At 68.3% G+C, this 20,420-nt stretch carries 26 protein-coding genes; 4 read left to right on the top strand and 22 right to left on the bottom strand.

Annotated features, from left to right (window positions below; genetic code table 11):
- A partial coding sequence (locus tag DIE21_RS19670) for a GntR family transcriptional regulator (RefSeq protein ID WP_124499278.1) occupies nt 1-607 on the bottom strand: 607 nt, incomplete at its 3' end.
- A gap of 126 nt (nt 608-733) precedes the next feature.
- On the opposite strand from DIE21_RS19670, the gene DIE21_RS19665 reads away from it, so the two are divergent.
- Nucleotides 734-1,621, top strand: a complete 888-nt coding sequence (locus DIE21_RS19665; protein ID WP_124499277.1) for a DMT family transporter — start codon at nt 734-736, stop codon at nt 1,619-1,621.
- 65 nt (nt 1,622-1,686) lie between these two features.
- Here the strand turns inward: DIE21_RS19665 and DIE21_RS19660 are convergent, their stop codons facing one another.
- The 8 genes from DIE21_RS19660 to DIE21_RS19625 form a co-directional block, all read right to left on the bottom strand.
- A complete protein-coding gene (locus tag DIE21_RS19660; RefSeq protein WP_124499276.1) occupies nt 1,687-2,304 on the bottom strand; it encodes a hypothetical protein in 618 nt (205 codons plus the stop codon).
- A 70-nt stretch (nt 2,305-2,374) separates the two neighbouring features.
- Nucleotides 2,375-2,992, bottom strand: a complete 618-nt coding sequence (locus DIE21_RS19655; protein ID WP_124499275.1) for a hypothetical protein — start codon at nt 2,990-2,992, stop codon at nt 2,375-2,377.
- 112 nt (nt 2,993-3,104) lie between these two features.
- Complete coding sequence (locus tag DIE21_RS19650; protein WP_124499274.1) at nt 3,105-3,725, bottom strand: hypothetical protein; 621 nt, start codon at nt 3,723-3,725, stop codon at nt 3,105-3,107.
- Nucleotides 3,722-4,264 carry a hypothetical protein gene (locus tag DIE21_RS19645; RefSeq protein WP_124499273.1) on the bottom strand — a complete coding sequence of 181 codons (543 nt, stop codon included), beginning with the start codon at nt 4,262-4,264 and terminating at the stop codon, nt 3,722-3,724. Before DIE21_RS19645 ends, DIE21_RS19650 begins: the two co-directional genes overlap by 4 nt.
- Nucleotides 4,265-4,319: 55 nt before the next feature.
- Entirely contained in the window at nt 4,320-5,447 is a 1,128-nt protein-coding gene (locus DIE21_RS19640; RefSeq protein WP_124499272.1) for a poly(3-hydroxybutyrate) depolymerase, read from the bottom strand.
- A gap of 167 nt (nt 5,448-5,614) precedes the next feature.
- Complete coding sequence (locus tag DIE21_RS19635) at nt 5,615-6,061, bottom strand: lysozyme (RefSeq protein WP_124499271.1); 447 nt, start codon at nt 6,059-6,061, stop codon at nt 5,615-5,617.
- Entirely contained in the window at nt 6,045-6,911 is an 867-nt protein-coding gene (locus tag DIE21_RS37840) for a DUF2589 domain-containing protein (protein WP_260432522.1), read from the bottom strand. The genes DIE21_RS19635 and DIE21_RS37840 overlap by 17 nt, the downstream gene beginning before the upstream one ends.
- A gap of 15 nt (nt 6,912-6,926) precedes the next feature.
- Nucleotides 6,927-7,619: a DUF2589 domain-containing protein gene (locus DIE21_RS19625; protein ID WP_124499270.1), complete on the bottom strand. Its 693-nt coding sequence runs from the start codon at nt 7,617-7,619 to the stop codon at nt 6,927-6,929.
- Between the two features lie 281 nt (nt 7,620-7,900).
- Between DIE21_RS19625 and DIE21_RS19620 the strand changes: the two genes are divergently transcribed.
- Nucleotides 7,901-8,584, top strand: coding sequence for a response regulator transcription factor (locus tag DIE21_RS19620; protein ID WP_124499269.1), 684 nt, complete (start codon nt 7,901-7,903; stop codon nt 8,582-8,584).
- Nucleotides 8,585-8,634: 50 nt separating this feature from the next.
- On the opposite strand, the gene DIE21_RS19615 is transcribed toward DIE21_RS19620, so the two are convergent.
- From DIE21_RS19615 to lysA, 9 genes are all read right to left on the bottom strand, one after another.
- On the bottom strand, nt 8,635-9,699 hold the full coding sequence (locus tag DIE21_RS19615; protein WP_124499268.1) for a hypothetical protein: 1,065 nt from the start codon (nt 9,697-9,699) through the stop codon (nt 8,635-8,637).
- A gap of 1 nt (nt 9,700) precedes the next feature.
- Entirely contained in the window at nt 9,701-10,075 is a 375-nt protein-coding gene (locus DIE21_RS19610) for a hypothetical protein (protein ID WP_185642805.1), read from the bottom strand.
- A gap of 455 nt (nt 10,076-10,530) precedes the next feature.
- Nucleotides 10,531-10,875, bottom strand: a complete 345-nt coding sequence (locus DIE21_RS19605) for a DUF3088 domain-containing protein (RefSeq protein ID WP_124499267.1) — start codon at nt 10,873-10,875, stop codon at nt 10,531-10,533.
- Nucleotides 10,876-10,954: 79 nt separating this feature from the next.
- The gene (gene metC, locus DIE21_RS19600; protein ID WP_124499266.1) at nt 10,955-12,142 is read right to left on the bottom strand and encodes a cystathionine beta-lyase; all 1,188 of its coding nucleotides are present in this window, start codon (nt 12,140-12,142) and stop codon (nt 10,955-10,957) included.
- 49 nt (nt 12,143-12,191) lie between these two features.
- Nucleotides 12,192-12,917: an amino acid ABC transporter ATP-binding protein gene (locus DIE21_RS19595; RefSeq protein ID WP_124499265.1), complete on the bottom strand. Its 726-nt coding sequence runs from the start codon at nt 12,915-12,917 to the stop codon at nt 12,192-12,194.
- A gap of 44 nt (nt 12,918-12,961) precedes the next feature.
- Nucleotides 12,962-13,621 carry an amino acid ABC transporter permease gene (locus DIE21_RS19590; RefSeq protein WP_124499264.1) on the bottom strand — a complete coding sequence of 220 codons (660 nt, stop codon included), beginning with the start codon at nt 13,619-13,621 and terminating at the stop codon, nt 12,962-12,964.
- Nucleotides 13,622-13,705: 84 nt separating this feature from the next.
- Nucleotides 13,706-14,506, bottom strand: coding sequence for a transporter substrate-binding domain-containing protein (locus tag DIE21_RS19585; RefSeq protein WP_124499263.1), 801 nt, complete (start codon nt 14,504-14,506; stop codon nt 13,706-13,708).
- A gap of 160 nt (nt 14,507-14,666) precedes the next feature.
- Nucleotides 14,667-15,014: a hypothetical protein gene (locus DIE21_RS19580; protein ID WP_124499262.1), complete on the bottom strand. Its 348-nt coding sequence runs from the start codon at nt 15,012-15,014 to the stop codon at nt 14,667-14,669.
- A gap of 62 nt (nt 15,015-15,076) precedes the next feature.
- Nucleotides 15,077-16,315 (bottom strand): diaminopimelate decarboxylase, encoded by a 1,239-nt coding sequence (gene lysA / locus DIE21_RS19575; RefSeq protein ID WP_124499261.1) that lies wholly within the window; start codon nt 16,313-16,315, stop codon nt 15,077-15,079.
- 109 nt (nt 16,316-16,424) lie between these two features.
- Here lysA and DIE21_RS19570 point away from each other — a divergent pair, with 109 nt between their 5' ends.
- Together DIE21_RS19570 and DIE21_RS19565 are read left to right on the top strand one after the other, a co-directional pair.
- Nucleotides 16,425-17,339, top strand: a complete 915-nt coding sequence (locus DIE21_RS19570; protein ID WP_124499260.1) for a LysR family transcriptional regulator — start codon at nt 16,425-16,427, stop codon at nt 17,337-17,339.
- A 75-nt stretch (nt 17,340-17,414) separates the two neighbouring features.
- Nucleotides 17,415-18,014: a GNAT family N-acetyltransferase gene (locus DIE21_RS19565; protein WP_124499259.1), complete on the top strand. Its 600-nt coding sequence runs from the start codon at nt 17,415-17,417 to the stop codon at nt 18,012-18,014.
- 109 nt (nt 18,015-18,123) lie between these two features.
- On the opposite strand, the gene DIE21_RS19560 is transcribed toward DIE21_RS19565, so the two are convergent.
- The 4 genes from DIE21_RS19560 to DIE21_RS19545 form a co-directional block, all read right to left on the bottom strand.
- Nucleotides 18,124-18,696: a DUF4142 domain-containing protein gene (locus tag DIE21_RS19560; protein WP_124499258.1), complete on the bottom strand. Its 573-nt coding sequence runs from the start codon at nt 18,694-18,696 to the stop codon at nt 18,124-18,126.
- Nucleotides 18,697-19,092: 396 nt separating this feature from the next.
- Nucleotides 19,093-19,716, bottom strand: a complete 624-nt coding sequence (locus tag DIE21_RS19555; RefSeq protein ID WP_124499257.1) for an HAD hydrolase-like protein — start codon at nt 19,714-19,716, stop codon at nt 19,093-19,095.
- A gap of 28 nt (nt 19,717-19,744) precedes the next feature.
- The gene (locus DIE21_RS19550; RefSeq protein ID WP_124499256.1) at nt 19,745-20,011 is read right to left on the bottom strand and encodes a Txe/YoeB family addiction module toxin; all 267 of its coding nucleotides are present in this window, start codon (nt 20,009-20,011) and stop codon (nt 19,745-19,747) included.
- Nucleotides 20,008-20,268: a type II toxin-antitoxin system Phd/YefM family antitoxin gene (locus tag DIE21_RS19545; RefSeq protein ID WP_059526792.1), complete on the bottom strand. Its 261-nt coding sequence runs from the start codon at nt 20,266-20,268 to the stop codon at nt 20,008-20,010. The genes DIE21_RS19550 and DIE21_RS19545 overlap by 4 nt, the downstream gene beginning before the upstream one ends.
- Nucleotides 20,269-20,420: the final 152 nt, after the last annotated feature.

Below are 20,420 nucleotides of genomic sequence, written 5' to 3'. Positions count from 1 at the left end.
CGCCCGGCTCCAGCAGCAGCCGGCACACGAGATCGAGCGCATGCGTACCGCCGTCGGTCAGCATGATCTGCGTGGGCTCCGCATGGACGCCGTGCTGCGCGAGCCGCCACGCGAGCTGCTGGCGCAACGCGGGCAGCCCGAGCGGCGTCGCGTAGTCGGTCAGCGCGTCGGGTTCGTCGCGCGACACCGCGCGCAGCGCGCGGCGCAGGCTCTCGTCCGGCAGCCATGACGACGGCAGCCAGCCGCAGCCGGGCTTCACGGAGCTCGGCGCGGCTTCGAGCGACTGGCGCGACAGCCACAGCGGATCGAGTTCGCGATCGAGGCGCGGGCCGAGCTCGGCGAGTGCAAGCGGCGGTGCGTGGCCGGACACGTAGAAGCCCGAGCCGCGCCGCGCGACGAGCACGCCTTCGCTCGCGAGCCGCTCGTAGGCGTCGACGACGGTCGATTTCGATACGTGCAGCGCGTCGGCCATCATCCGGATCGACGGCACGCGTGCGCCGGGCATCAGCGCGCGGCTCGCGATCCGCGCGTGCAGCGTGTCCATCACGGTTTCCACGCGCGTGCGCGAGGGCGCGGGCGGAGCAGGGTTCGGCACGGAGCGGTTCATGACGAGAAGGAACTGTACGGTCAGTTGTCCAGTACAGTTTGTCGGAATTGTATTGGGCTGTAGCTTACGCGCTTTTCGCGGGCGGCGGATCATCGGTCATCCACCTTTTTCCGAACAGGAACTACCGTGCAAAAGACGACCGACGGATGGCTCAGCGGCCTGCTGGGCGTGATCATCTTCAGCGGCTCGCTGCCGGCGACACGCGTCGCGGTGCAGGGGCTCGACCCGCTGTTCCTCACGTTCGCGCGCGCGACGATCGCCGGCGTGCTCGGCCTGATCCTGCTCGTCGCGCTGAAGCAGAAACGGCCGACGCGTGCCGAGACCGCATCGCTTGTCGTCGTCGCGCTCGGGGTCGTGGTCGGTTTTCCGTTGCTGACCGCGCTCGCCCTCAAGCACGTGACGTCCGCGCATGCGATCGTGTTCGTCGGGCTGCTGCCGCTCGCGACCGCGCTGTTCGGCGTGTGGCGCGGCGGCGAACGGCCGCGGCTGCCGTTCTGGATTTTCTCGCTGGTCGGCAGCGGTGCGGTGGCCGCGTTCGCGCTGCGCAACGGCGGCAGCGCGTCGGTGGTGGGCGATGCGCTGATGCTGGCCGCGATCGTCGCGTGCGGGCTCGGCTATGCGGAAGGCGCACGCCTGTCGCGCCAGCTCGGCGGCTGGCAAGTGATCTCGTGGGCGCTCGTGCTGTCGCTGCCGGTGATGCTGCCGCTCACGGGGTTCACGTGGCCCGCGACGTTCGACGGCGTCGACGCCGCCGCGCTGTGGGGGCTCGCGTACGTGTCGCTGTTCAGCATGCTGATCGGCTTCGTGTTCTGGTATCGCGGCCTCGCGCTCGGCGGGATCGCGGGCGTCGGCCAGCTGCAGCTGCTGCAGCCGTTCTTCGGCTTCCTGCTCGCGGCCGGACTGCTGCACGAGACGGTGCCGCCGTCGATGCTCGTGGTGACGGTCGTGGTCGTCGGATGCGTTGGAGGTGCGAAATATTTCTCGAAGATGGCGCCCGTGCAGCGGGCGGGCTGATTCACGCACCGCGGCCGCGCGACGACGCGACGGGCGCAACCCGTTCGCCGTCGCGCGTGCGCCGTTTACCCCATCACCACGTTCGCGAGCCGGAACTGGTACGCGGTCGCGGTGGTGCCGCCGCCGCCGCCGGTCATCACGATGTCGGCGCTCTTGATCCCGAGCAGCGACAGTTCGGTGTTGATGTCGGACAGCACGGCCGAATTCATCACCGCGCCCTGTTCGATCTGCGACGCGGTGCCGATCCACAGCGTCGGCTTGAACTCGAACACGGCCTTCTGGCCCGGCACGATGCCGGTCTTGTGCGCGAGCAGCCGGTTGTCCTTGAAGACCGACGCGGTGATCGCCCCCTGGCTCAGGTCGTTGCGCAGCTGGATCTCGCGCGACGTCGGCGCCGGGCCGGCCAGCGCGAGCACGTTGCCCGACGTCGCGCGCGACACGTTGAAGACCTGGCCGTTGTCCGCGCGCTTTTGCGGCATGTAGTTGCCGTCGGCATCGCTCGCGGAGACGGTCGTCAGCAACGGGAACACGAACGGATGGTTGTCGCCGCGTCCGCAGTTGGTGATGACCTTCCACGCGATCGCGAGCTCGTCGAAGTCCGTCGACACGTTCTTCTGGAAGATTACGACCTGGCTGTTGTTGACGTCGTTCGACAGGTTGACGAAGTTGAGATTGATGTCCATGAGTCACCTTGATTCGATTCGGATAACTGATTGAAAGAGCGCCGGCGATGCGTCGCCGGCGCGCGGACCGTTACGCCATCACCACGTTTTCCAGCCGGAACGTGAACGGCAGCGAGCGCGGGCCCGGGCCGCCGCCGGTCATCACGATGTCGGCGCTCGCGATGCCGAGCAGCGACAGTTCCGTATTGATGTCGGAGATCACCGCGGAATTCATCAGCGCGCCCTGTTCGATCTGCGACGCGACGCCGATCCAGATCGTCGGCTTGAACTGGAACACGGCCTTCTGGCCGGGCGCCACGGACGTCTTGCGCGCGAGCGCGCTGCCGTCCTTGTAGATCGTCGCGTTGATCGCGCCGGCCGGCAGGTCGTTGCGCACCTGCACCTCGGCGCTCGCGCCCGGGTCGCCGCCGAGCTGCAGCACGTCGCCCGAGCTGGAGCGCACGACCTGGAACACCTGGCCGTTCGCCGCGGTCTGCTGCGGCATGTAGTTGCCCCAGCTGTCGCTCGCGCTCACGCTCATCGTCATCGGGAACTTGAACGGATGGTTGTCGCCCTGGCCGCAGTTGCGGATCACCTTCCACGCGATCGCGAGTTCGTCGAAGTCGGTCGCCACGTTCTTCTGAAAAATCACGACGCTCGAGTTGTTCGCGTCGTTCGAGCGGTTGATCAGGTTCAGTTGGATATCCACGTCGTTGCTCCTTGAGTTTGAAAAAAACGGCAGTCGGTCTGCCGCACACCTTTCCCGCCGGCCCGGCCGTGAAGCCGTGCCGTCAAGCCGGTCCAAACGGTGTCGGGCGGCGCTACGCGCGCACGATCTGCTCGAGCGCGAACGCGAACGGCTGCGCGTCGGCGCCGGTGCCGCCGCCCGTCATCACGATGTCGGCCGCGGCGATGCCCGCCAGCGGCAGCAGCGTGTTCGCGCTCGACATCACCGCCGCGTGCAGCGCACGGCTTTCCTGCACTTGCGACGCCACGCCGATCCACAGCGTCGGCGTGAAGCGGAACACGGCCTTCTGCCCGGGCGCGACCGCTTCCTTCGCCGCGATCAGCCGGCCCGCGCTGAACGCGTTGACGTTCACCGCGCCGCGCCGCATCCGGTTGACGACCTCGATGTCGCCGCCCGGCGCGTCGGCCGGATCGGGCACGAGCCGGCCGCGTCCGGTCGGCTGAGCGTCGACCACGAAGCGCACGCCTACGGGTGCCGTGATGCGCGGCGAGAAGTTGCCGTGCTCGTCGCCGAGCGCGACGTCAATGTCGGTCGAGTAGTCGAACGGATGAAAGCAGTCGCGTCCGCAATAGCGAATCACCTTCCACGCGATCGCGAATGCGTCGAGATCGGGGATCACGTCGCGCTGGAACAGCACGACCTCGCTGTTGCCGCAGTCGTTCGAGCGATTGATGAAGCGGAGCTTGATGTTCATGACATTTGCTCCTGATCGGGCGTGCTGCGTTCATCGCGCAGCGTGCGGTCTGCCCACTGCGCAAGCGCGGGCGCGACGCCGTTCGCGAGCGACGCGACGTGCAGGGCATGCGCGCGGGCCTGTGCCTGCAGGTCGCCGGCGAAGCGGCCGAGCGCCATCGCGGCATCGGCCGGACCGCGCGTGCGGCCGAGATCGTCGAGATATTGGGCGGCCGCATCGGCCATCGCGCCCGCATGCTGCAGGTGGCTTTGTGTGAAGCGCGTCGCGAGATCCGCGTTCAGCGCCGCCAGCTCCTTGACCGCGGCGGCCGAACTGCCGAGCGCGAACCGTTCGAGCTGACCGCGCCACAACGCGTCGGTCGCGGCTTGGCATGCATCCGTGTAGCGGTGGCCGGCGAGCAGCGCGGCGTGCGCGAACGCGCGCCACGCGGGGCCGCCGGGTGTGCTGCCGGTACCGGTCGTCTGCGCGGCGGCGTTGCCGAACAGCTGGAGCGCGTCGGCGTGCGCGCGTTCCCATTGGGCGATGAACGTGGAAAACATGGCGATTCCTCGTGATGAAGGCGCGATGACTGTGTGACGGCGGTTGATACGCGGATTACTGGCGCGCGGCGCCGAGGCGCTGCACCATCCGCATCACGGCAGCCATCTGCGGCGCGTCGCGGCGGTAGAAGCCGGGGTGGAGCGGATCGGTGCTCGTGTAGCCCCAGAAATCCCAGCAGCCGAGCGGATTGACGGCCGATTTCTCGACCTGCGGATAAAGCACGATCAACCGGTTCGTATCGGCGATCTCGTTGTAGCCGACGCCGCGAATCATCTTCTCGCCGACCGCCGCGACGTTCTGCACGCAGCCGTGGAATACCACGTGCACCGCGCAGGTCGCGCGCTCGCAATCGGCCGGCACGTATGCGTAGCCGGTATCGCCGAGCGACGCGCTGCGCCGCGGATCGAACGCGCGCTGGTCGAACGCGAGCAGCTTGCCGCGTGCCTGCGCGGCCGGCGGATTGAGCGGCTTGTCGGGTGTGCCGTAGATCCAGCGCACGATGTCGTGCGCCTGCTCGAAGCCGCAGTTGTCGATATACGGGCTCGTGTTCGCACTGCACGCGTTGTCCTCGGGGCGGTTCGTGATGAACGCATGTCCGGCGTCCGGCGATTCGCGGTACTGGAGGTTCGCGGCCGGGACCTGCGCGAGCGTGTAGAAGCGTGCGGTCTGGTCGACGACGCGCGTCGACACCACCGTGTCCTTCGCGCCGCTGAACACGTAGATGCGCTGTCCGCGCAGGCCGGCCGGATCGTCGATCTCGCCGCGCTGCGCGAACGTGCGCGCGGCGCGCCACGCATCGGCCGCGGATGGCGCGGGGCCGATCGGCTGCATGCACAGCGTGGTCGCGGCCACCGCCGGTGGAATCAACTCGTTCACGCCCGCGCAATAGAACGGGCCGCCCGCGACGATGCCCGCGCCGATCAGCCGGCTCGAGAACGCGACGTCGAACTGCGCGGCCATGAAGCCGCCGGACGATAGCCCCGACACCGACGTGCGCTGCAGGTCGGCCGCATAGGCGGGCAACGGATCGGCGGTGGCGGCGATGGCGGCGTGCGGCGCGATCGTCGCCGCGGCGGCAACCGCGGCAACGGCGACGCAGGCCGCGCCCAGCGCGCGGCGCAGCGTGTGCGAGACGGCGGAGCGGGGCGGCTTCGAGCGGCCGGGCGAGCGAGTGACGTTCATGCTGGACTCCTATCGTGACGAGTGACGAGTGACGAATGGTTGGAACGGATCAGGTGCGGCAAGACTTCAGCGACGGTTTCAGCTTACTGGCAGCCGACGACACACGAAATGGCGCGAACGGCATGCGCGGCGACCCGTGACGTTCGGCCGGTGCGGCGTCACGGCGCTCACGACAGAAACAGCGCGCGCTCGGCCCGGCGGCGCTTCGTGAGCCCCGCGAGGGGCTTGCCGCCGGCCTTGTTCCACACGAGGAACTGGTCGGCCGCGTGCGTGCTCGCGCCGGCGTTCAGGTAGCGCAGCAGCGTGGACGAGCGCAGCCGTCCCGCGCCGAGATTGAAGACGAACGACATCAGCGCATCGAACTGCTGCTGCGTGACCGGCACGCGCAGCAGCTTGCGCAGGTTCAGCTCGGCACCGCGCAGGTCGCGCCGCAGCAGCGCCTCCGCTTCGGCCGGCGTGAGCGCTCGCGTGAAGCGCTCGTTCGGCAGGATCAGGTGCCCGTAGCCGATCGTCGGCTTGCCGACCGCGTCGAGATAGCGCGCGAGCCGCAGCCCCTCGAACTGCTTGATCAGCGCGATGCCCTGCGCACCGGTGCGTTCAGGCTGGTTCGCCATCGTCGTTCTCCTTGCTGCCCGGCCGTGCGCGCGGCACCAGGCGATGCGTGTATTCGTCGATCACGCGCATGATCGCTTCGGGCGGCGCGAGCGCCGCGAACTGCATCTCGATGTCGATGTGCTCGGTGTCGCGCCGTTGCGCGCCGTCCTGCGTGCCGCTGTTCCTGGAGCGCGGCGCGAACGTCACGTAGAAGCGGCCGCGCTGGTCGTCGCCCGCGATGCCGCCGGCCGGCAGCGCCTCGGTGAAGTCGCCGCGCACCGTCAGGTGCACGATCATCCGGTCGAGCGCGAGCCCGCGCGGGGTGGCCAGCGCGACGAGCGGCACCGGCATCGCGTGCTCGGCGTCGAGCGCGACCGTGACCTCGCGCGGCGCGAGGAGGCCGTCGTCGCGCCGGTCGAAGAACTGGTCGAGCACGGCCGTGTACTGATGCGCGAGTAGCTGGTTCGCTGCCGCGGCCGCGTGCTGCATCCCGCGTGCGATTTCGTCGAGCGCGATGCCGCGCGGCGGCGGGCGCCCGTCGTCGGCCGGCGCGCCGGGCGGCGCGGGCGGGGGCGGCGGCGGGGGCGGTGAAGCACCGTCGGCCGGCGCACCGTTCGTGCCGGGAACGGGCGCGGCAGGGGCGCCGGCAGCATCGGCCGGTGCGCCGCACGCCGGATCGGCGGTGGCTGCCGACGCCGGCGCGGCGGCGCCCGGGCCGGCCGCATCGCCAGCACTGCCCGCGCCACCCGGCGCGGCGCCTGCCGCCGGCGCGACCGGCCCGTCCGGTTCCGGCAGGGTGCCGCCGCCCGTGCGCGTTATCGCGTCGTCGCGTCCGCTCGCCCGGCGCGATCGTCTGAAGAGCCTGAACATGGCCGGCCCGCGCGCTTATGCGTGCTCGGCCTGCTGCGCGCCCGCGCCCGACCCCGCCCCGGCGGGCGCGCTGGCATTGCCGCCCGACGCGTCGCCGACCAGCTTGCCGTCGGTCGGCGTCGCCGGCAGCGGCTTCACGTCCTTCGCGCGGCCTTCGGTGACGACCGGCTTGGTCGCTGCTTCGGTCAGGAAGTCGATCACGCGCATCAGCGCCTCGGGCGGTGCCTGGCGCTTCACCTGCGTGTGGATCGAGTATTTCGCACGGGTGTCGGTGCTGCGCGTCTGCTCCGACTTGTGCGACACGCGCCCCGACAGGCTGACGCTGATAGGGCCCCAGCCGAGCTTCGCCTGGAATTCGCCGCCGGCTTCCGTCGACGACGACGACTTCTCCGACTGCGTGATCTCCATCTCGAAGTCGATCGTGCCTTCCTCGATCGCGATGATCGGGTGGACGATCGCCGCGAGCAGCGGGATGCGCATCGTCTTCTGCACGACGCCTTTCGACACGCCGCTTTCGTCCACCAGCGTCTCGTCGTAGTCGAACTGGACGGCCACGGCCTTGCCGCCCTGGATGCAGACCTGCATCAGGAAATCCGCGTAGCTCTTCGCGGCCTGCGTCTGCGCGCTGATCATCGCTTTTAACGGGCCGGCGATCATTTGGTCCATGGGTAAAGCGTTAATCACTGAGCCGATGAAATTCGCGTCCATGAATAAACTCCTTCTGCGTGTGGGAGACAGCGGAAATTCGCTGTCTTTATTCAAGTTAGGAAATTGACGGCGTTTACAAAATATGACGTCCGTCATGACCGGCGGCCTGGGCCGCCGCGAGCAGGCCGGCGGCATGCGCGCAGCCCGGGATGGACCGATTAGGCCATTCGTCACGGAGCGACGGGCCTAGTGCGCGGCAAGGAAAAGAGCGGTAAAAAAAACGCCGGGTAGGGAAGCAAAAAGACCTAAACCGAGCATCCCGATTTCGAGGAAACCGCGCAATGAACGTTATGATGATCGATAGCCCGCCGTTATTCGTCGCGGGCGTGGCGGACGTACTGTGTAAACGCGATGTCAACTGGCACGTATGGTCGGCCCGCTGTCCCGAGGACGTATTGCGCTTGCGCGACGCGTTGTTGCCCGAGACGGTCGAGGCAATCACGATCGAATGCGACGAGCACGCCGCACGGCCGAGCTGGCCGAGCGTGCTGCACGAGACGTTCGCCGGCGCACCGTGGCTGTGCGTGGTGGCCGCCGTGTGCCGCCGTACGATTGCCGATGCGCTGCTGGCGGGGGCGGCCGGCATCATCGACCGGCACGCGAGCGCCGACGAATTCGCGGATGCGCTCGGCCGGGTCGCGGCCGGCGCGATCTACGTGCCACCCAACGACGGCGGCGCGACGCAGGGCCGCCCGGGCGGCGTGCCGCCCGGCGACGAGCGCGCGTTCGAGCGCCTCACGCCGCGCCAGCGCGAGGTGCTGAGGCTGCTGGCCGAAGGCAAGTCGAACAAGCAGATCTGCCGCGTGCTGAACGTCGCGGAAGGCACGATCAAGAACCATCTGTACGCGCTGTTCCGCCAGATCGGCGTGAGCAACCGGACGGAGGCGGCGCTGTGGCTCGCACGCCACGTGCCGTCCGATTCAGCCGGCTTCCCGTTTGCGCCGGCCTGCCATGCACCGGGCTGATGCGTGTGACGGGCGTGCCGGCCGGGCCGGCCCGCCAGCGCGGCGGCGCGCTACTGCCGGGGCGCGTCGGGCGGGAACGGATCGTCCGCGCCCGAGGGGACGGGATGGGCCGCGAGCATCGCGCGCGTGAACTCGGCAAGGCGCGCACGGACGACGTCGGCGGACGCCGCGCCGTCGAGCGATTGCTGCAGGTCGAGCAGGCTCGCCGCCAGTTCGCCCTGCCATTGCGCGCGTTCGCCGGCAGCGCGGGCGCGATTCGCGGCGAGCGCCGCGCCGACGTCGGCCGAGCGATCGCCCTGCACGAGCGTCTCGAGCGTTTCGACGAGCCGCTGCAGCACGCGGTGCACGGCCGTCGCCGAGAAGCCGCCGAGCATCGCGAGCGCCGGCCGCCCGAAGCTGTGCATGCTGCCCTGCGCGAACAGCTGCGCCGGCAGCATCTCGACGAGGATCAGGCCGGCGATCACGCCGAGGATCAGCCGCGCGCCGTACGATGCGTCGTACTTCGGATCGTAGGTCGACGCGGCGACGTAGTGGTGCGCCTGGAACAGCGTCGCGAACGAGGCGCCGAGGCCCGCGCAGCACAGCAGGAACGTCGTGTTCCACAGCAGCTGCATGCCGTTGGATTGCAGGAAGCCGCGCTCGATGTTCTCGCCCGACACTTGCGGCGACAGGCTCGTCAGCACGACCGCGAGCAGGAAGCCGAGCGCCGAGCCGGTCAGCAGCCGGATCAGCGGCACCGGGCCGAGCCACGCGAACGGGTGCGCCTGGCGCCGGTGCATGTCGAGCAGGGCCACCGCTTGCGGCGTCGCGGGCGCGACGAGCGTCGCGAGCTTGCGGTGGATCGCCGCGAGCGCGTGCTGCTGCGCGGGCGTCAGCGGCGTGGCGGTCGATGCGCCGGCCGTCGGGCTGGCCGTGGGGCTGGCCGAACCTGCAGCCGCGATCAACGCCGCGAGCCGCGCGACGAGTTCGGGCTCGATCGGCAGCCCGTGATGGAGCGCATAGCGCGCCATCGCCTCGCATTCGTCGCACAGCTGCGCGGCGAGATCGTCCGGCGCGCGTGGCGGCGCCGGCATCGCCTGCCGCGCGCGCCAGCGTCCGAAGCGCGGGGCGCCCATGTCACGGTGCACCGTCCGCGCCCGGCACGTCCACGTCCAATGCGTGGATCGCGACGCGTTCGCGATCCGCGCTCGACAGGTGGCGCTCGCACGGCGCTTCGGCGACGCGCTGCCAGCGCGTTCGCGTGCGGTCGACCGCGAACACGACGACTTCCCTCCGGCTGCGGCCGTCGTTGTGCGCGATGTATTGCAGCGAGTCGGGCACGTCGAATGCGCGATCGGTCGGATTCACGCCGTACGACAGTACGAAGTCGAGCGTGTACGGCGGCGCGTCGACGGCTTGCCGCGTCGCGCGCGTGCCGTTGCGGCGGGTCGCGTCGCGGAGCGCCGCGAGATCGTCCTGGTCGTCACTGCCGGTGGTGAGTCGAAGTTGCACGATGTCCCCTCGTGTCGATAACCCGGCGTCGCTCGGCCGTCGAGACGGCGCGCGGGTCGAAGCGGACGCGCAGCCGTGTGGCCACTGTGCGCGGCGCGCGGCGGGTGAACAATGCGGCGGAAGTCATGGCCGGGGGCGTGACCGAACACCCGGGAAGCAGGCGCCGGATCCGGTCGACGCAGGCGGCGCAGGGTGTGCGGCGGCGTCACGCGACGCGCATGCGTCATGCGACTGCGCATGAACGCTCGGCAACTTCGACGGCGCGCTTCATGTGTCCATCGAGCAGCGCGCCTGCGCCGCGCCGAAAGGCACAACGGCCAGGCTTGCCGGCAGCGGCAAGCCTGGCCGTTGGCGTTGCTGGCGCCGAACGCGTGTTGCGCGAACGTGTCGAGCGCGAGCAATGTGCCGATCGCCTGCCGGCGGCGAATCAGCCGCGGCGTGCTTATGCGGCGTGCTTATGCGGCGTGCGCGACGCCGTATTGCGAGGACAGATAGCGCCGGATGTCGGCCGGCGAATCGATGAAGCGCCGGCCGTCGTGTTCGCGGATCCTGACCGCGTCATCCTTCGGCGCCGGCCCGTCGCCGAGCACGAGCACCGGCGCCGACTGGTTGCCCTCGCCGATCAGCGCGACGATCGGCTGGCGCGGCCGCGGTGCGTCGATGTACTCGACCGCGACGGCGTCGCGCAGCTGCGGATAGAAGCTCAGCAGCCCTTCGACGGCAACCGAGTCGCCGCAGTAGAACGGACCTTCGGAGTCCTTGAAAAACCCCGGGCGGAGAATGAACAGCGTGTCTTTCATGATGGCCTCGCTATCGGTGGGTGGTCTGGGTGGTCGAACGTTGAAGAAAAAGGGTGGTGCGGGGTGAGGCTGCCCGATCTCAGGCTTCCGCGAGCGCGGCCGCGGCGGCGCGCATTCTCGCGAACCCGGCGTCGAGGTCGGCGATCATGTCGTCCGGATGCTCGAGCCCCGCGTGAATGCGCAGCAGCGGGCCGGCCGCCTGCCATTGCGTCGCGGTCCGGTGGCGCGACGGATTCGACGGGATGATCAGGCTTTCGAAGCCGCCCCAGCTGTAGCCCATGCCGAAGCACGTCATGCCGTCGAGCAGCGCGCGCACCGCATCGTCGGGCTGCGGATGCAGCACCAGGCCGAACAATCCGCACGCGCCGGTGAAATCGCGCTGCCACAGCGCATGGCCGGCATCGCCCGGCCGCGCCGGATACAGGATCTGCGCGACTTCCGGCTGCCGCGCGAGCCATTCGGTCAGCACGTGCGCGTTGCGCTGGTGGCGCTCGAGGCGCACCGACAACGTGCGCAGGCCGCGCAGCGCGAGGTACGCATCGTCGCCGCTGACAGTCATCCCGAGTTGCCGGTAGCAGCGCGTGACCTTCTGCGCGAGCGCTTCGGTCGTCAGGATCACGCCCATCAGCACGTCGGAGTGTCCGGCGATGTATTTGGTCGCAGCGTGAATCGACACGTCGACGCCGTGCGAGAACGAGCGGAAATTCAGCGGCGTGCCCCACGTGTTGTCGAGCAGCACGAGCGCGCCGTGCTGGTGCGCGACGCGGCAGATCGCGGGGATGTCCTGCACCTCGAAGGTCAGCGAGCCCGGCGATTCGGTAAAGACCACGCGCGTGTTCGGCCGCATCAGCGACGCGATGCCGGCGCCGATCGACGGATCGTAGTACGTCGTCTCGATGCCGAGCCGCGCGAGCGTCTCGTCGCAGAACGAGCGGGTCGGGTCGTACACCGAGTCGGCCATCAGCAGATGATCGCCGGGATTCAGCACCGCGAGCAGCGCGGTCGTGATCGCGCTGAGCCCGCTCGGCGTGAGCAGCGCGGCGTGCGCACCTTCGAGGCGCGCGAGCGCCTTCTCGAGCGCCCGCGTGGTCGGGCTGCCGTGGCGCCCGTACGCGAGCGGCGTGCCGCGCACCGCGTCGAGCGCGTCGGTGCCGTGAAAGAGCAGCGTCGACTGGCGATACACGGGCGGGTTCACCGGCGAGCCGGGCTGGCCGTGCGAGCGGCCTTCGTGAGCGAGCAGGGTGTCGGTCGAATGCAGGTGGTTCAAGATGTCGTCCTTTGAAAGTCGGTGAAATGGGAGCGAGGCCGTCGCGCGGTCAATGCAGGATCTTGTCGAGGAAGTCGCGCGCGCGTTCGGAGCGCGGCGCGGCGAAGAACGCATCGCTCGCCGCATCCTCGACCACCGCGCCCTGGTCCATGAAGATCACCCGATGCGCGACCTTCCTCGCGAAGCCCATCTCGTGCGTGACGCACACCATCGTCATGCCGTCGCGCGCGAGCTCGACCATCACGTCGAGCACTTCGTTGATCATCTCGGGGTCGAGCGCGGAAGTCGGTTCGTCGAACAGCATCGCGACCGGGTTCATCGAAAGCGCGCGCGCGATCGCGACGCGTTGCTGCTGCCCGCCGGACAACTGCCCCGGATACTTATGCGCGTGCGCCTTCAGGCCGACGCGATCGAGCAGCTTCATCGCGCTCTCGATCGCTTCGTCCTTGCGGCGGCCGAGCACCTTGACCTGCGCGAGCGTCAGGTTGTCGGTGATCGACAGATGCGGGAACAGCTCGAAATGCTGGAACACCATGCCGACCCGCGCGCGCAGTTGCGCGAGTTTCGCGGCGGGATCGCCGAGCCGCATCCCGTCGACGACGATGCTGCCTTTCTGGAACGGCTCGAGACCGTTGATCGTCTTGATCAGCGTCGACTTGCCGGAGCCGGACGGCCCGCAGACGACGACCACTTCGCCTTTCGATACCGCCGCGCTGCATGCCGAAAGGACCTGATGCTTGCCATACCACTTCGAGACGTTGTCGAGCGTAATCATGGGTTGTCCGCGGGTGAGGTTCGGGTTGAATGACGTGCGCATGTTCAATGCGTGGACGGCAGCGACAGGCGCGTCTCGACGCGGCCCTGCAGGCGCGTGAGCAGCGTGCTCAGCACCCAGTAGATCGCGGCGGCCGCGAGGTAGAGCGGCAGCGGCTGGAACGTCGCGGCGATCACTTCCTGCGTCGAGCGCAGCAGCTCGGTGACGGTGATCACGGACACGAGCGACGTGTCCTTGATCAGGCTGATCAGCGTGTTGCCGAGGCTCGGCACCGCGAGGCGCAGCGCCTGCGGGCAGACGATGTGGCGCAGCGTCTGCACGTGCGTGAGGCCCAGGCTGTGCGCGGCCGCCCATTGTCCGCGGCCGATGCCGAGGATCGCGCCGCGCATGCTTTCCGACAGGTACGCGCCGGCGTTGAGCGTCAGCGTGAAGATGCCGGCGGTCGTCGGATCGAGCGTGATGCCGAGATCGGGCAGCCCGTAGTAGACGACGAACATCTGCACGAGCAGCGGCGTGCCGCGCATCAGGCTGACGTAGCCCTGCGCGAGACCGGACGCGAGCCGGTTGCTGCCGATCCGCATGATCGCGACCACGAGCCCGACGACGAGGCCGAGCGCCATCGACGCCACCGCGAACTTCAGCGTGAGCAGCGCGCCCTTCACCATCACGGGCAGGGTGTGAATGACCAGATCGAATGCTTCCATCGCGTGTCTCCTGATTGTGTGTCGTGTGCCGCCGAGGGGGCGGCCGGCCCGCGCGTCGATGCGCGCGGGCGCGTGACGGCTGTGTTATTGCGCGACCGGCTTCGTCGTGTCCGCACCGAACCACTGCATCGAGATCTTCTTCAACGTGCCGTCCTGCTGCAGCGACGCGACCGCGTCGTCGATCGCCTTCGCGAACTTCGGATTGCCCTTGCGGAACGGGATGCCCATCCGGTCCTCGCCGCCGGCGAGCACGCCGCCGGCGCGTAGCGGCAGGTGCGAGTTCCTGATCAGGTAGCTCAGCATCAGGCGGTCGTTCACCGCCGCGTCGATACGGCCCGCCGCGAGGTCGCGCAGGTTCTCCGGCGTGCCCGGATAGACCTGCAGATCGATCGCGGGCACCGTCTTCACGAGATCGACATAGTTGCTGCCCATCGTCACGCCGACCTTCTTGCCCTTCAGTTCGTCGAGCGACTTGAACGCACGCGTGTCGTTCTGGCGTTGCAGCAGTTGCGCGGATGAATACACATACGGCGTGCTGAAGTCGAGCGCCTGCTGGCGCGATGACGTGATCGCCACCTGGTTGACGATCACGTCGAACTTGCCGGCCTGCAGCCCGGCGAGAATCCCGCTCCATTCGGTCGTGACGAACTGCGGCTTCACGCCGAGCCGCGCGGCGACCGCCTTCGCAACGTCGACGTCGAACCCTTCGAGCTGACCGTCGGCATTGCGGTAGTCGAACGGCGGATAGGTGCCTTCGAGCGCGATCTTCAGCACGCCGGCCTGCTTGACGGTGTCGAGCAGGTCCGCCGCGTGCGATGCCGTGGCCGCCACGCAGACGAGGACGGCGGCGAGGGTTTGCTTGAGCGTCGGGGTGAAGGGCTTCATGGTTGTCTCCGGATGTTGTCGAAACGGTGTTGTCGAAATTTTTAGGTGTACGAATCCGCGGCGACGGGCGGCGTCGCCGTGGGCGGAAAGCGGACCGCAGTGGAATGCGGCGCGGGACAGGGTGCGGCGAGAGACGGCGCGAGCCGTTTGCCGCGATGCGTTACGGCATGCGTTCGCGCACGGTGGCGTAACGGTGCGCGGCGAAGAGTTCAAGCATCGTGTTCATGGGTGCCCGTGCGGCTTGCGAGTGGGGGAGGCCGGCTGCATCGTCGATGCGGTTCCGGTGACGCAAATGCTGAACGACTGAGGGCAATCTTAGTTTTGTCAAAAAGGAAAGTGCTTCCAAAAATGCACGGACTTTCCACGCGGCGTGGAATGTTTTTCTCCGGGCATCGAACGCGGTGCAAGCGATCTGCTGCGGTTGCACGGGATGCGCAGCATCAGGTGCTACGGCGTGGTCGAGCGGTTGCTCCGAGGTCGACCGCCGAAAAGCAAAACGGCCAGGCATGCCGGTAGCGGCAAGCCTGGCCGTTGGCGTCCGGTTCGCCGGACGCGGCGCGAAGGCGCGTGTTACTCGAACGTTTCGAGCGCGAGCAGTTCGTCGATCGTCTGCCGGCGGCGGATCAGCCGCGGCGTGCCGCGATCGACGAGCACTTCCGGCGCGAGCGGCCGGCTGTTGTAGTTCGAGGACATCGAGGCGCCGTACGCGCCTGCATCGTGCAGGAACAGCAGGTCGCCGATCTGCGGTTGCGCGAGCTTGCGGTGCGTGACCACGCCGCCTGCGTCCTGCGTGAACACGTCGCCGGACTCGCACAGCGGCCCCGCGATCGCGATGTCGACGAGCGGGCGGCCCGCGGGCAGCGCGCCGTCGTGCGTGTGCACGGACACCGCGTGGTAGCTGCCGTACATCGACGGGCGCATCAGGTCGTTGAAGCCTGCGTCGATCAGCACGAAGTCGTGCTTCGGCCGGCGGTTCACGGCCTGCACTTCGGTGACGAGCGTACCGGCCTCGGCGACGAGGAAGCGGCCCGGCTCGATCTCGATGCGCACCGCGTGGCCGAGATGCCGTTCGATCCGCTTGCGCGCGGCATCCCACTGGCTGAAGTAGTGACCGACGTCGACGCGCGGTTCGCCGTCGCGATACGGGATCGACAGCCCGCCGCCGGCGGAGATGGCTTCGATGTCGTGGCCGAGCGACGCGACGAGGTCGACCATCGCGTCGCACACCTGCGACAGGTGGCCGTAGTCGACGCCCGAGCCGATATGCATGTGGATGCCGACCAGCTTCAGACCATGCTGGCGCACGATCTCGATCGCGCGCGGCACGTCGTCGATCCAGATCCCGTGCTTGCTCTGCGGGCCGCCGGTGTTGGTCTTGTTGCTGTGGCCATGGCCGAAACCGGGATTCACGCGCAGCCACACGCGATGGCCGGGCGCATGCTCGCCGACGCGCGCCAGCATGTCGAGCGAGCCGGCGTTCACGGTCACGCCGTGCTTCAGCACGGCCGCGAGCGTCGGGCGGTCGATCAGGTCGGCGGTGAACACGACGCCTTCCGGCTCGCCTGCCGGACTGAACCCGGCCGCGAGGCTGCGCTCGATCTCGCCGAGCGACACGGCGTCGACGCACGCGCCTTCGTCGCGCATCAGCTTCAGGATATGCAGGTTGGAGTTCGCCTTCTGCGCGTAGCGGATCACGTCGAACTGGCGCAGTTGGGCGATGCGGTCGCGGATGACGTCGGCGTCGTACACCCACAGCGGGGTGCCGTATTGCTGCGCGAGCGCCGCGAGCTGGCGGGAATCGAGGGACATGGCGGATGAGTCGGATCGAATGAACGGATAGCGTGAATGATGCACCCGAACGTCTATACAGTAAAATGCCTGTTTATCGAGATTCGATTCATTTCTGATATGGATTGCCATGCTCACACACCGGCACATCGAGGTCTTCCGCGCGCTGATGGTCACCGGCAGCACGACGCGTGCGGCCGAAATGCTCTATACGTCGCAGCCCACGATCAGCCGCGAGCTCGCGCGGATGGAGCAGGTGGTCGGCTTCGCGCTGTTCGAGCGCTCGCATGGCCGGCTGCGGCCGACGATGGCCGCGCTCACGCTGTTCGACGACGTGCGGCTCGCGTATGTGGGGCTCGAGCGCATCGCGGCGACGGCCGCGCGGCTGCGCGAGTTTCGCGACGGGCAGTTGTCGGTGATCGCGCTGCCGGCGTTTTCGCACGCGATCCTGCCCGGCGCCTGCCGGCGCTTTCATGACGCGCATGCGGGCGTCAGCGTGTCGGTCGCGACGCAGGAGTCGCCGGTGCTCGAAGAGTGGCTGACCGCGCAGCGCTACGATCTCGGGCTGACCGAGCACGACGTCGCGCCGGCCGGCACCGTGCTCGCGCCGCTGCTCGAAGTCGACGAGGTGTGCGTGCTGCCCGACGGCCATCCGCTGCTCGCGCAGCGCGCGATCGATCTCGCGGATCTCGCCGATCGTCCGTTCGTGAGCCTGTCGCTGAACGACCCGTACCGGATCCTGATCGACGAGGCGTTCGCGCAGCTCGGCGTCGCGCCGCGTTCGGTGGTCGAGACGCCGTCGGCCGTATCGGTGTGCGCGTTCGTGCGGCAGGGGCTCGGCGCCGCGATCGTCAATCCGCTGACCGCGCTCGATTTCGTCGGGCGCGACCTGCACGTGCGGCCGCTGACGCGCTCGTTTCCGTACCGCGTCAGCGTGATCGTGCCCGAGCACCGGCCGAAGAGCCTGCTCGTCGACGCATTCGCCGATGCGCTGCGCGGCGAAGCGAAGGCGATTCGCCAGCGGCTCGCTGCGCTACCCGGCTGATGCAGGCCGTATGATGGGCGTTTCGCCGCGCGCAGTGTCATCCTCCTCGTCACCTTCACGGAAACGGAACCGGCCATGACCGACGCTTCATCTTCTGTCGAACCACCGACCCTCACCGGCGAGCGCATCGCCCTGCGGCCGCTCGAGGCATCGGACCGGCAGGTGCTGCTGGACGCCGCGGCGGACGGTCGATTGTGGAACCTGAAGGTCACGGTCGTGCCGGGCGAAGACACGATCGACGCCTATATCGACACCGCGCTGCAAGGCCGCGCGGCCGGCACCGTGATGCCGTTCGTGATCGTCGATCGTGCGTCGGACCGCGCGATCGGCAGCACGCGTTTCTGGAAGATCGACCGCAGGAATCGCAAGCTCGAAATCGGCCATACGTGGCTGAGCAAATCGGCGCAGCGCACGCGCGCGAATACCGAAGCGAAATGGCTGCTGCTCGCGTACGCGTTCGACACGCTGCACTGCGTGCGCGTGCAGTTCACGACCGACGAGCTGAACGAGAAGTCACGCGCGGCGATTCTGCGGCTCGGCGCGAAGCAGGAAGGGATCGTGCGCCACGAACGGATCATGCCCGACGGCCGCAAGCGCAATTCGGTGCGCTTCAGCATCATCGACGACGAATGGCCGGAAGTCAGCGAACGATTGAAAGCGAAGCTCGCGACGTAACGTCGGTCGCGTATCGCGTGCGGGACGTGCGTCGCGCCGCCGGAGAGGGGGACGGCGACGCGACGGGGGGAAGCGGGGTGCCGCGCACGATGCGCGGCGGTGCATCGCGTTACTGCGCCGATGCGAGGTGATGACGCTGCGCGAGCTTCTGCGCGTCCGCGTAGTGCGCCTGCAGGATCGGCAGCGCCTGGCGTGCGACTTCCTTCAGCTTCGTGTCGCGGCCCGACGCGATTTCGGCCTGGAATGCCGAGATCGTCTTCTGCTGGCCGGCGAGCGCGACCTGCTCGATGTACGCCTTGTCGAATTCCGCACCGCGCAGGGTCTTGATGCTGTCCAGCACGGCCTTGTCGGGATCGTTGGCCGGCACGTCGACGCCGCGCGGGCTGGCCGCGCGCATCGCCTGGATGATCTTCTCATCGTCGGTCGACACGCGTTGCGCAAACGCCTTGACCTGGCTGTCCGACGTGCGCGCATCGGCGATGCGTGCGGCGTCGTGCTGCGTCGATACGGTTTTCGTGCCGTCCGTGATGAAGGTCTGGTCGGCTTCGTGGAGGCGCGTCTGCGTGGCGGCGGCCGGTGCGGACGGCGCCGGTTGCGCGGTTTGCGCGGTCGCCGTCACGGCGACGAGAAGCAGGCCAGCGGCAGACAGTGCAAGGCGCGAGATTTGGGGAAAGCGGTTCATGGGACCTCCTTTCGATCGGGGCTCTGATTAACGGACGGATCGCGTGATCCGTAGCTGTGCGAGAGAGACCGGGCGCGCCCGGGCCGGGCTCGATCGCCGCTCTGCCGCGGCGGCGTTCGAAGTGTTTCCCGGCCCGACTGATTCTAGGAGAGCGCTCCGGTAGCAGGTGCAACCGCGCTGTGGTTTGTGTAACGGTTGGTAAGACGAATCGATGTGTGTGCGCGCGGACAGGTAGTGCGTACCTGTCCGCGCATCGTGGCGGCAATTTTTGCGTGCGCGACGCGCATGCAATCGATGCGATGTGCTCGCGTGTCATCGGCGCTTCATCGTCGTGCGTGCACGGCGTCGGGTCAGGTCACGACGCGTCGAATCGAACGCGCGATGCGCACGGCACCGTCACACGCGATCGAGCAGTGCGTCGAGGCGCGGCAGCAACGGCGTCGCGCAATGTGCCTGCAACGCGCCGGGGGCCGTGTAACCCCATGCGACGCCCTGGAACGCGACGCGCGCGCGGCGTGCCGCTTCGGCATCGCGGATTTCATCGCCGACGTACAGCACGTCGGCGGGCTGCATGCCGGCTTCGCGCACGAGCGCGCGCAGCCGGCGCGCCTTGCCGAACAGTGGAATGCCGCACGCGAATGTATCGACGTGGCGGCTCGCGTGCGGGCCGAGCCGGTCGCGCACGATGTCCTCGGTGTTCGACGTTGCGATCGCGATGCGGATGCCGCGCGTGGCGAGCGCGTCGAAGGTCGCGTCGACGCCGGGGAACAGCTTCACGTGCGCGATGCGCGGCCGCATCAGCCGCCGCATGTCGATCGTCACGCGCGGCACCTTCCACATCGGCACCTCGAGCGCGCGGATGATCTCGCGCGCCGACATGCCGCGCAGCGCGGGGCGCAGCTCGGGCGTCGCGTCGCGAAAGCCGTGCAGGCGCGATGCCTCCGTCAGCGCCGCGAGAAAGCAGTCGAGCGAATCGGCGAGGGTGCCGTCGAAGTCGAATGCGATGAGTCGATAGGGCATGAGGCGATGCGGGAGGATCGGGTTGTTGCTACTCGTAGTGGTAGCGGCAGGACACGATGCTGATCTGAAGATCGTCCGCTTCGTAGACCAGACGATTCGTATCGTCGATGCGGCGCGACCAGAATCCGGACAGATTGGCCTTCAGCGGTTCGGGTTTGCCGATGCCTTCGAACGGGGTCCGTTGGGCTTCACGAATGAGCTGGTTGATGCGCTTGAGCGTCTTGCGGTCTTGCCCTTGCCAATAAACGTAGTCGTCCCACGCGTCGGAAGTAGAGAGCACGCGGCGGACGCTCATTCATCGTCCCCCGCGAGCTTGTGCTCTTTCGTCTTGCCCTTGCGCAACTGCGCGATCGAGCGCTCGAGGTGAGCGACGTTGGCCGGCGAGCGGAGCAGGTGAACTGTCTCCATCAGGCTGTCATAGTATTCCTGCGACATGATGACTGCATTCGGCGCGTCGCGACGCGTGATGAGCGTCACGTCCGCGTCGTCGACGACCTGGTCGATGACGGTCTTCAGATTGCCGCGGGCATCCGAAAAGTGAATCGTGCGCATGATTGGCCTCACTTGTACTTGAAACTGTACAAGTATGGCACGAGCGGATATCTTGTACGGTTTGCTGTACATGTCGAGTCGAACCTCGCTTGTCGCCCACTCCGCGCCGCGCTATCGTTGCTGCTCCGCCCCCGATCCGACCGGAGAGCCGA

It is taken from the genome of Burkholderia sp. Bp9140, assembly GCF_003853425.1.
In the GTDB taxonomy this organism is placed as follows: Bacteria; Pseudomonadota; Gammaproteobacteria; order Burkholderiales; family Burkholderiaceae; genus Burkholderia.
The sequence above is the reverse complement of the archived record's forward strand: the minus strand, read 5'-3'. Positions and strand labels throughout refer to the sequence as shown.

Coding starts and splice junctions, on each gene's coding strand:
- DIE21_RS19555 (WP_124499257.1), bottom strand. CDS start 19,716: ATGCCCTATCGACTCATCGCATTCGACTTCGACGGCACCCTCGCCGAT.
- DIE21_RS19595 (WP_124499265.1), bottom strand. CDS start 12,917: ATGATTACGCTCGACAACGTCTCGAAGTGGTATGGCAAGCATCAGGTC.
- DIE21_RS19565 (WP_124499259.1), top strand. CDS start 17,415: ATGACCGACGCTTCATCTTCTGTCGAACCACCGACCCTCACCGGCGAG.
- DIE21_RS19645 (WP_124499273.1), bottom strand. CDS start 4,264: ATGTTTTCCACGTTCATCGCCCAATGGGAACGCGCGCACGCCGACGCG.
- DIE21_RS19550 (WP_124499256.1), bottom strand. CDS start 20,011: ATGAGCGTCCGCCGCGTGCTCTCTACTTCCGACGCGTGGGACGACTAC.
- DIE21_RS19570 (WP_124499260.1), top strand. CDS start 16,425: ATGCTCACACACCGGCACATCGAGGTCTTCCGCGCGCTGATGGTCACC.
- DIE21_RS37840 (WP_260432522.1), bottom strand. CDS start 6,911: ATGTTCAGGCTCTTCAGACGATCGCGCCGGGCGAGCGGACGCGACGAC.
- DIE21_RS19545 (WP_059526792.1), bottom strand. CDS start 20,268: ATGCGCACGATTCACTTTTCGGATGCCCGCGGCAATCTGAAGACCGTC.
- DIE21_RS19590 (WP_124499264.1), bottom strand. CDS start 13,621: ATGGAAGCATTCGATCTGGTCATTCACACCCTGCCCGTGATGGTGAAG.
- DIE21_RS19605 (WP_124499267.1), bottom strand. CDS start 10,875: ATGAAAGACACGCTGTTCATTCTCCGCCCGGGGTTTTTCAAGGACTCC.
- lysA (WP_124499261.1), bottom strand. CDS start 16,315: ATGTCCCTCGATTCCCGCCAGCTCGCGGCGCTCGCGCAGCAATACGGC.
- DIE21_RS19640 (WP_124499272.1), bottom strand. CDS start 5,447: ATGAACGTCACTCGCTCGCCCGGCCGCTCGAAGCCGCCCCGCTCCGCC.
- DIE21_RS19625 (WP_124499270.1), bottom strand. CDS start 7,619: ATGGACGCGAATTTCATCGGCTCAGTGATTAACGCTTTACCCATGGAC.
- DIE21_RS19620 (WP_124499269.1), top strand. CDS start 7,901: ATGAACGTTATGATGATCGATAGCCCGCCGTTATTCGTCGCGGGCGTG.
- DIE21_RS19585 (WP_124499263.1), bottom strand. CDS start 14,506: ATGAAGCCCTTCACCCCGACGCTCAAGCAAACCCTCGCCGCCGTCCTC.
- DIE21_RS19560 (WP_124499258.1), bottom strand. CDS start 18,696: ATGAACCGCTTTCCCCAAATCTCGCGCCTTGCACTGTCTGCCGCTGGC.
- DIE21_RS19650 (WP_124499274.1), bottom strand. CDS start 3,725: ATGAACATCAAGCTCCGCTTCATCAATCGCTCGAACGACTGCGGCAAC.
- DIE21_RS19660 (WP_124499276.1), bottom strand. CDS start 2,304: ATGGACATCAATCTCAACTTCGTCAACCTGTCGAACGACGTCAACAAC.
- DIE21_RS19615 (WP_124499268.1), bottom strand. CDS start 9,699: ATGGGCGCCCCGCGCTTCGGACGCTGGCGCGCGCGGCAGGCGATGCCG.
- DIE21_RS19635 (WP_124499271.1), bottom strand. CDS start 6,061: ATGGCGAACCAGCCTGAACGCACCGGTGCGCAGGGCATCGCGCTGATC.
- DIE21_RS19580 (WP_124499262.1), bottom strand. CDS start 15,014: ATGCCTGGCCGTTTTGCTTTTCGGCGGTCGACCTCGGAGCAACCGCTC.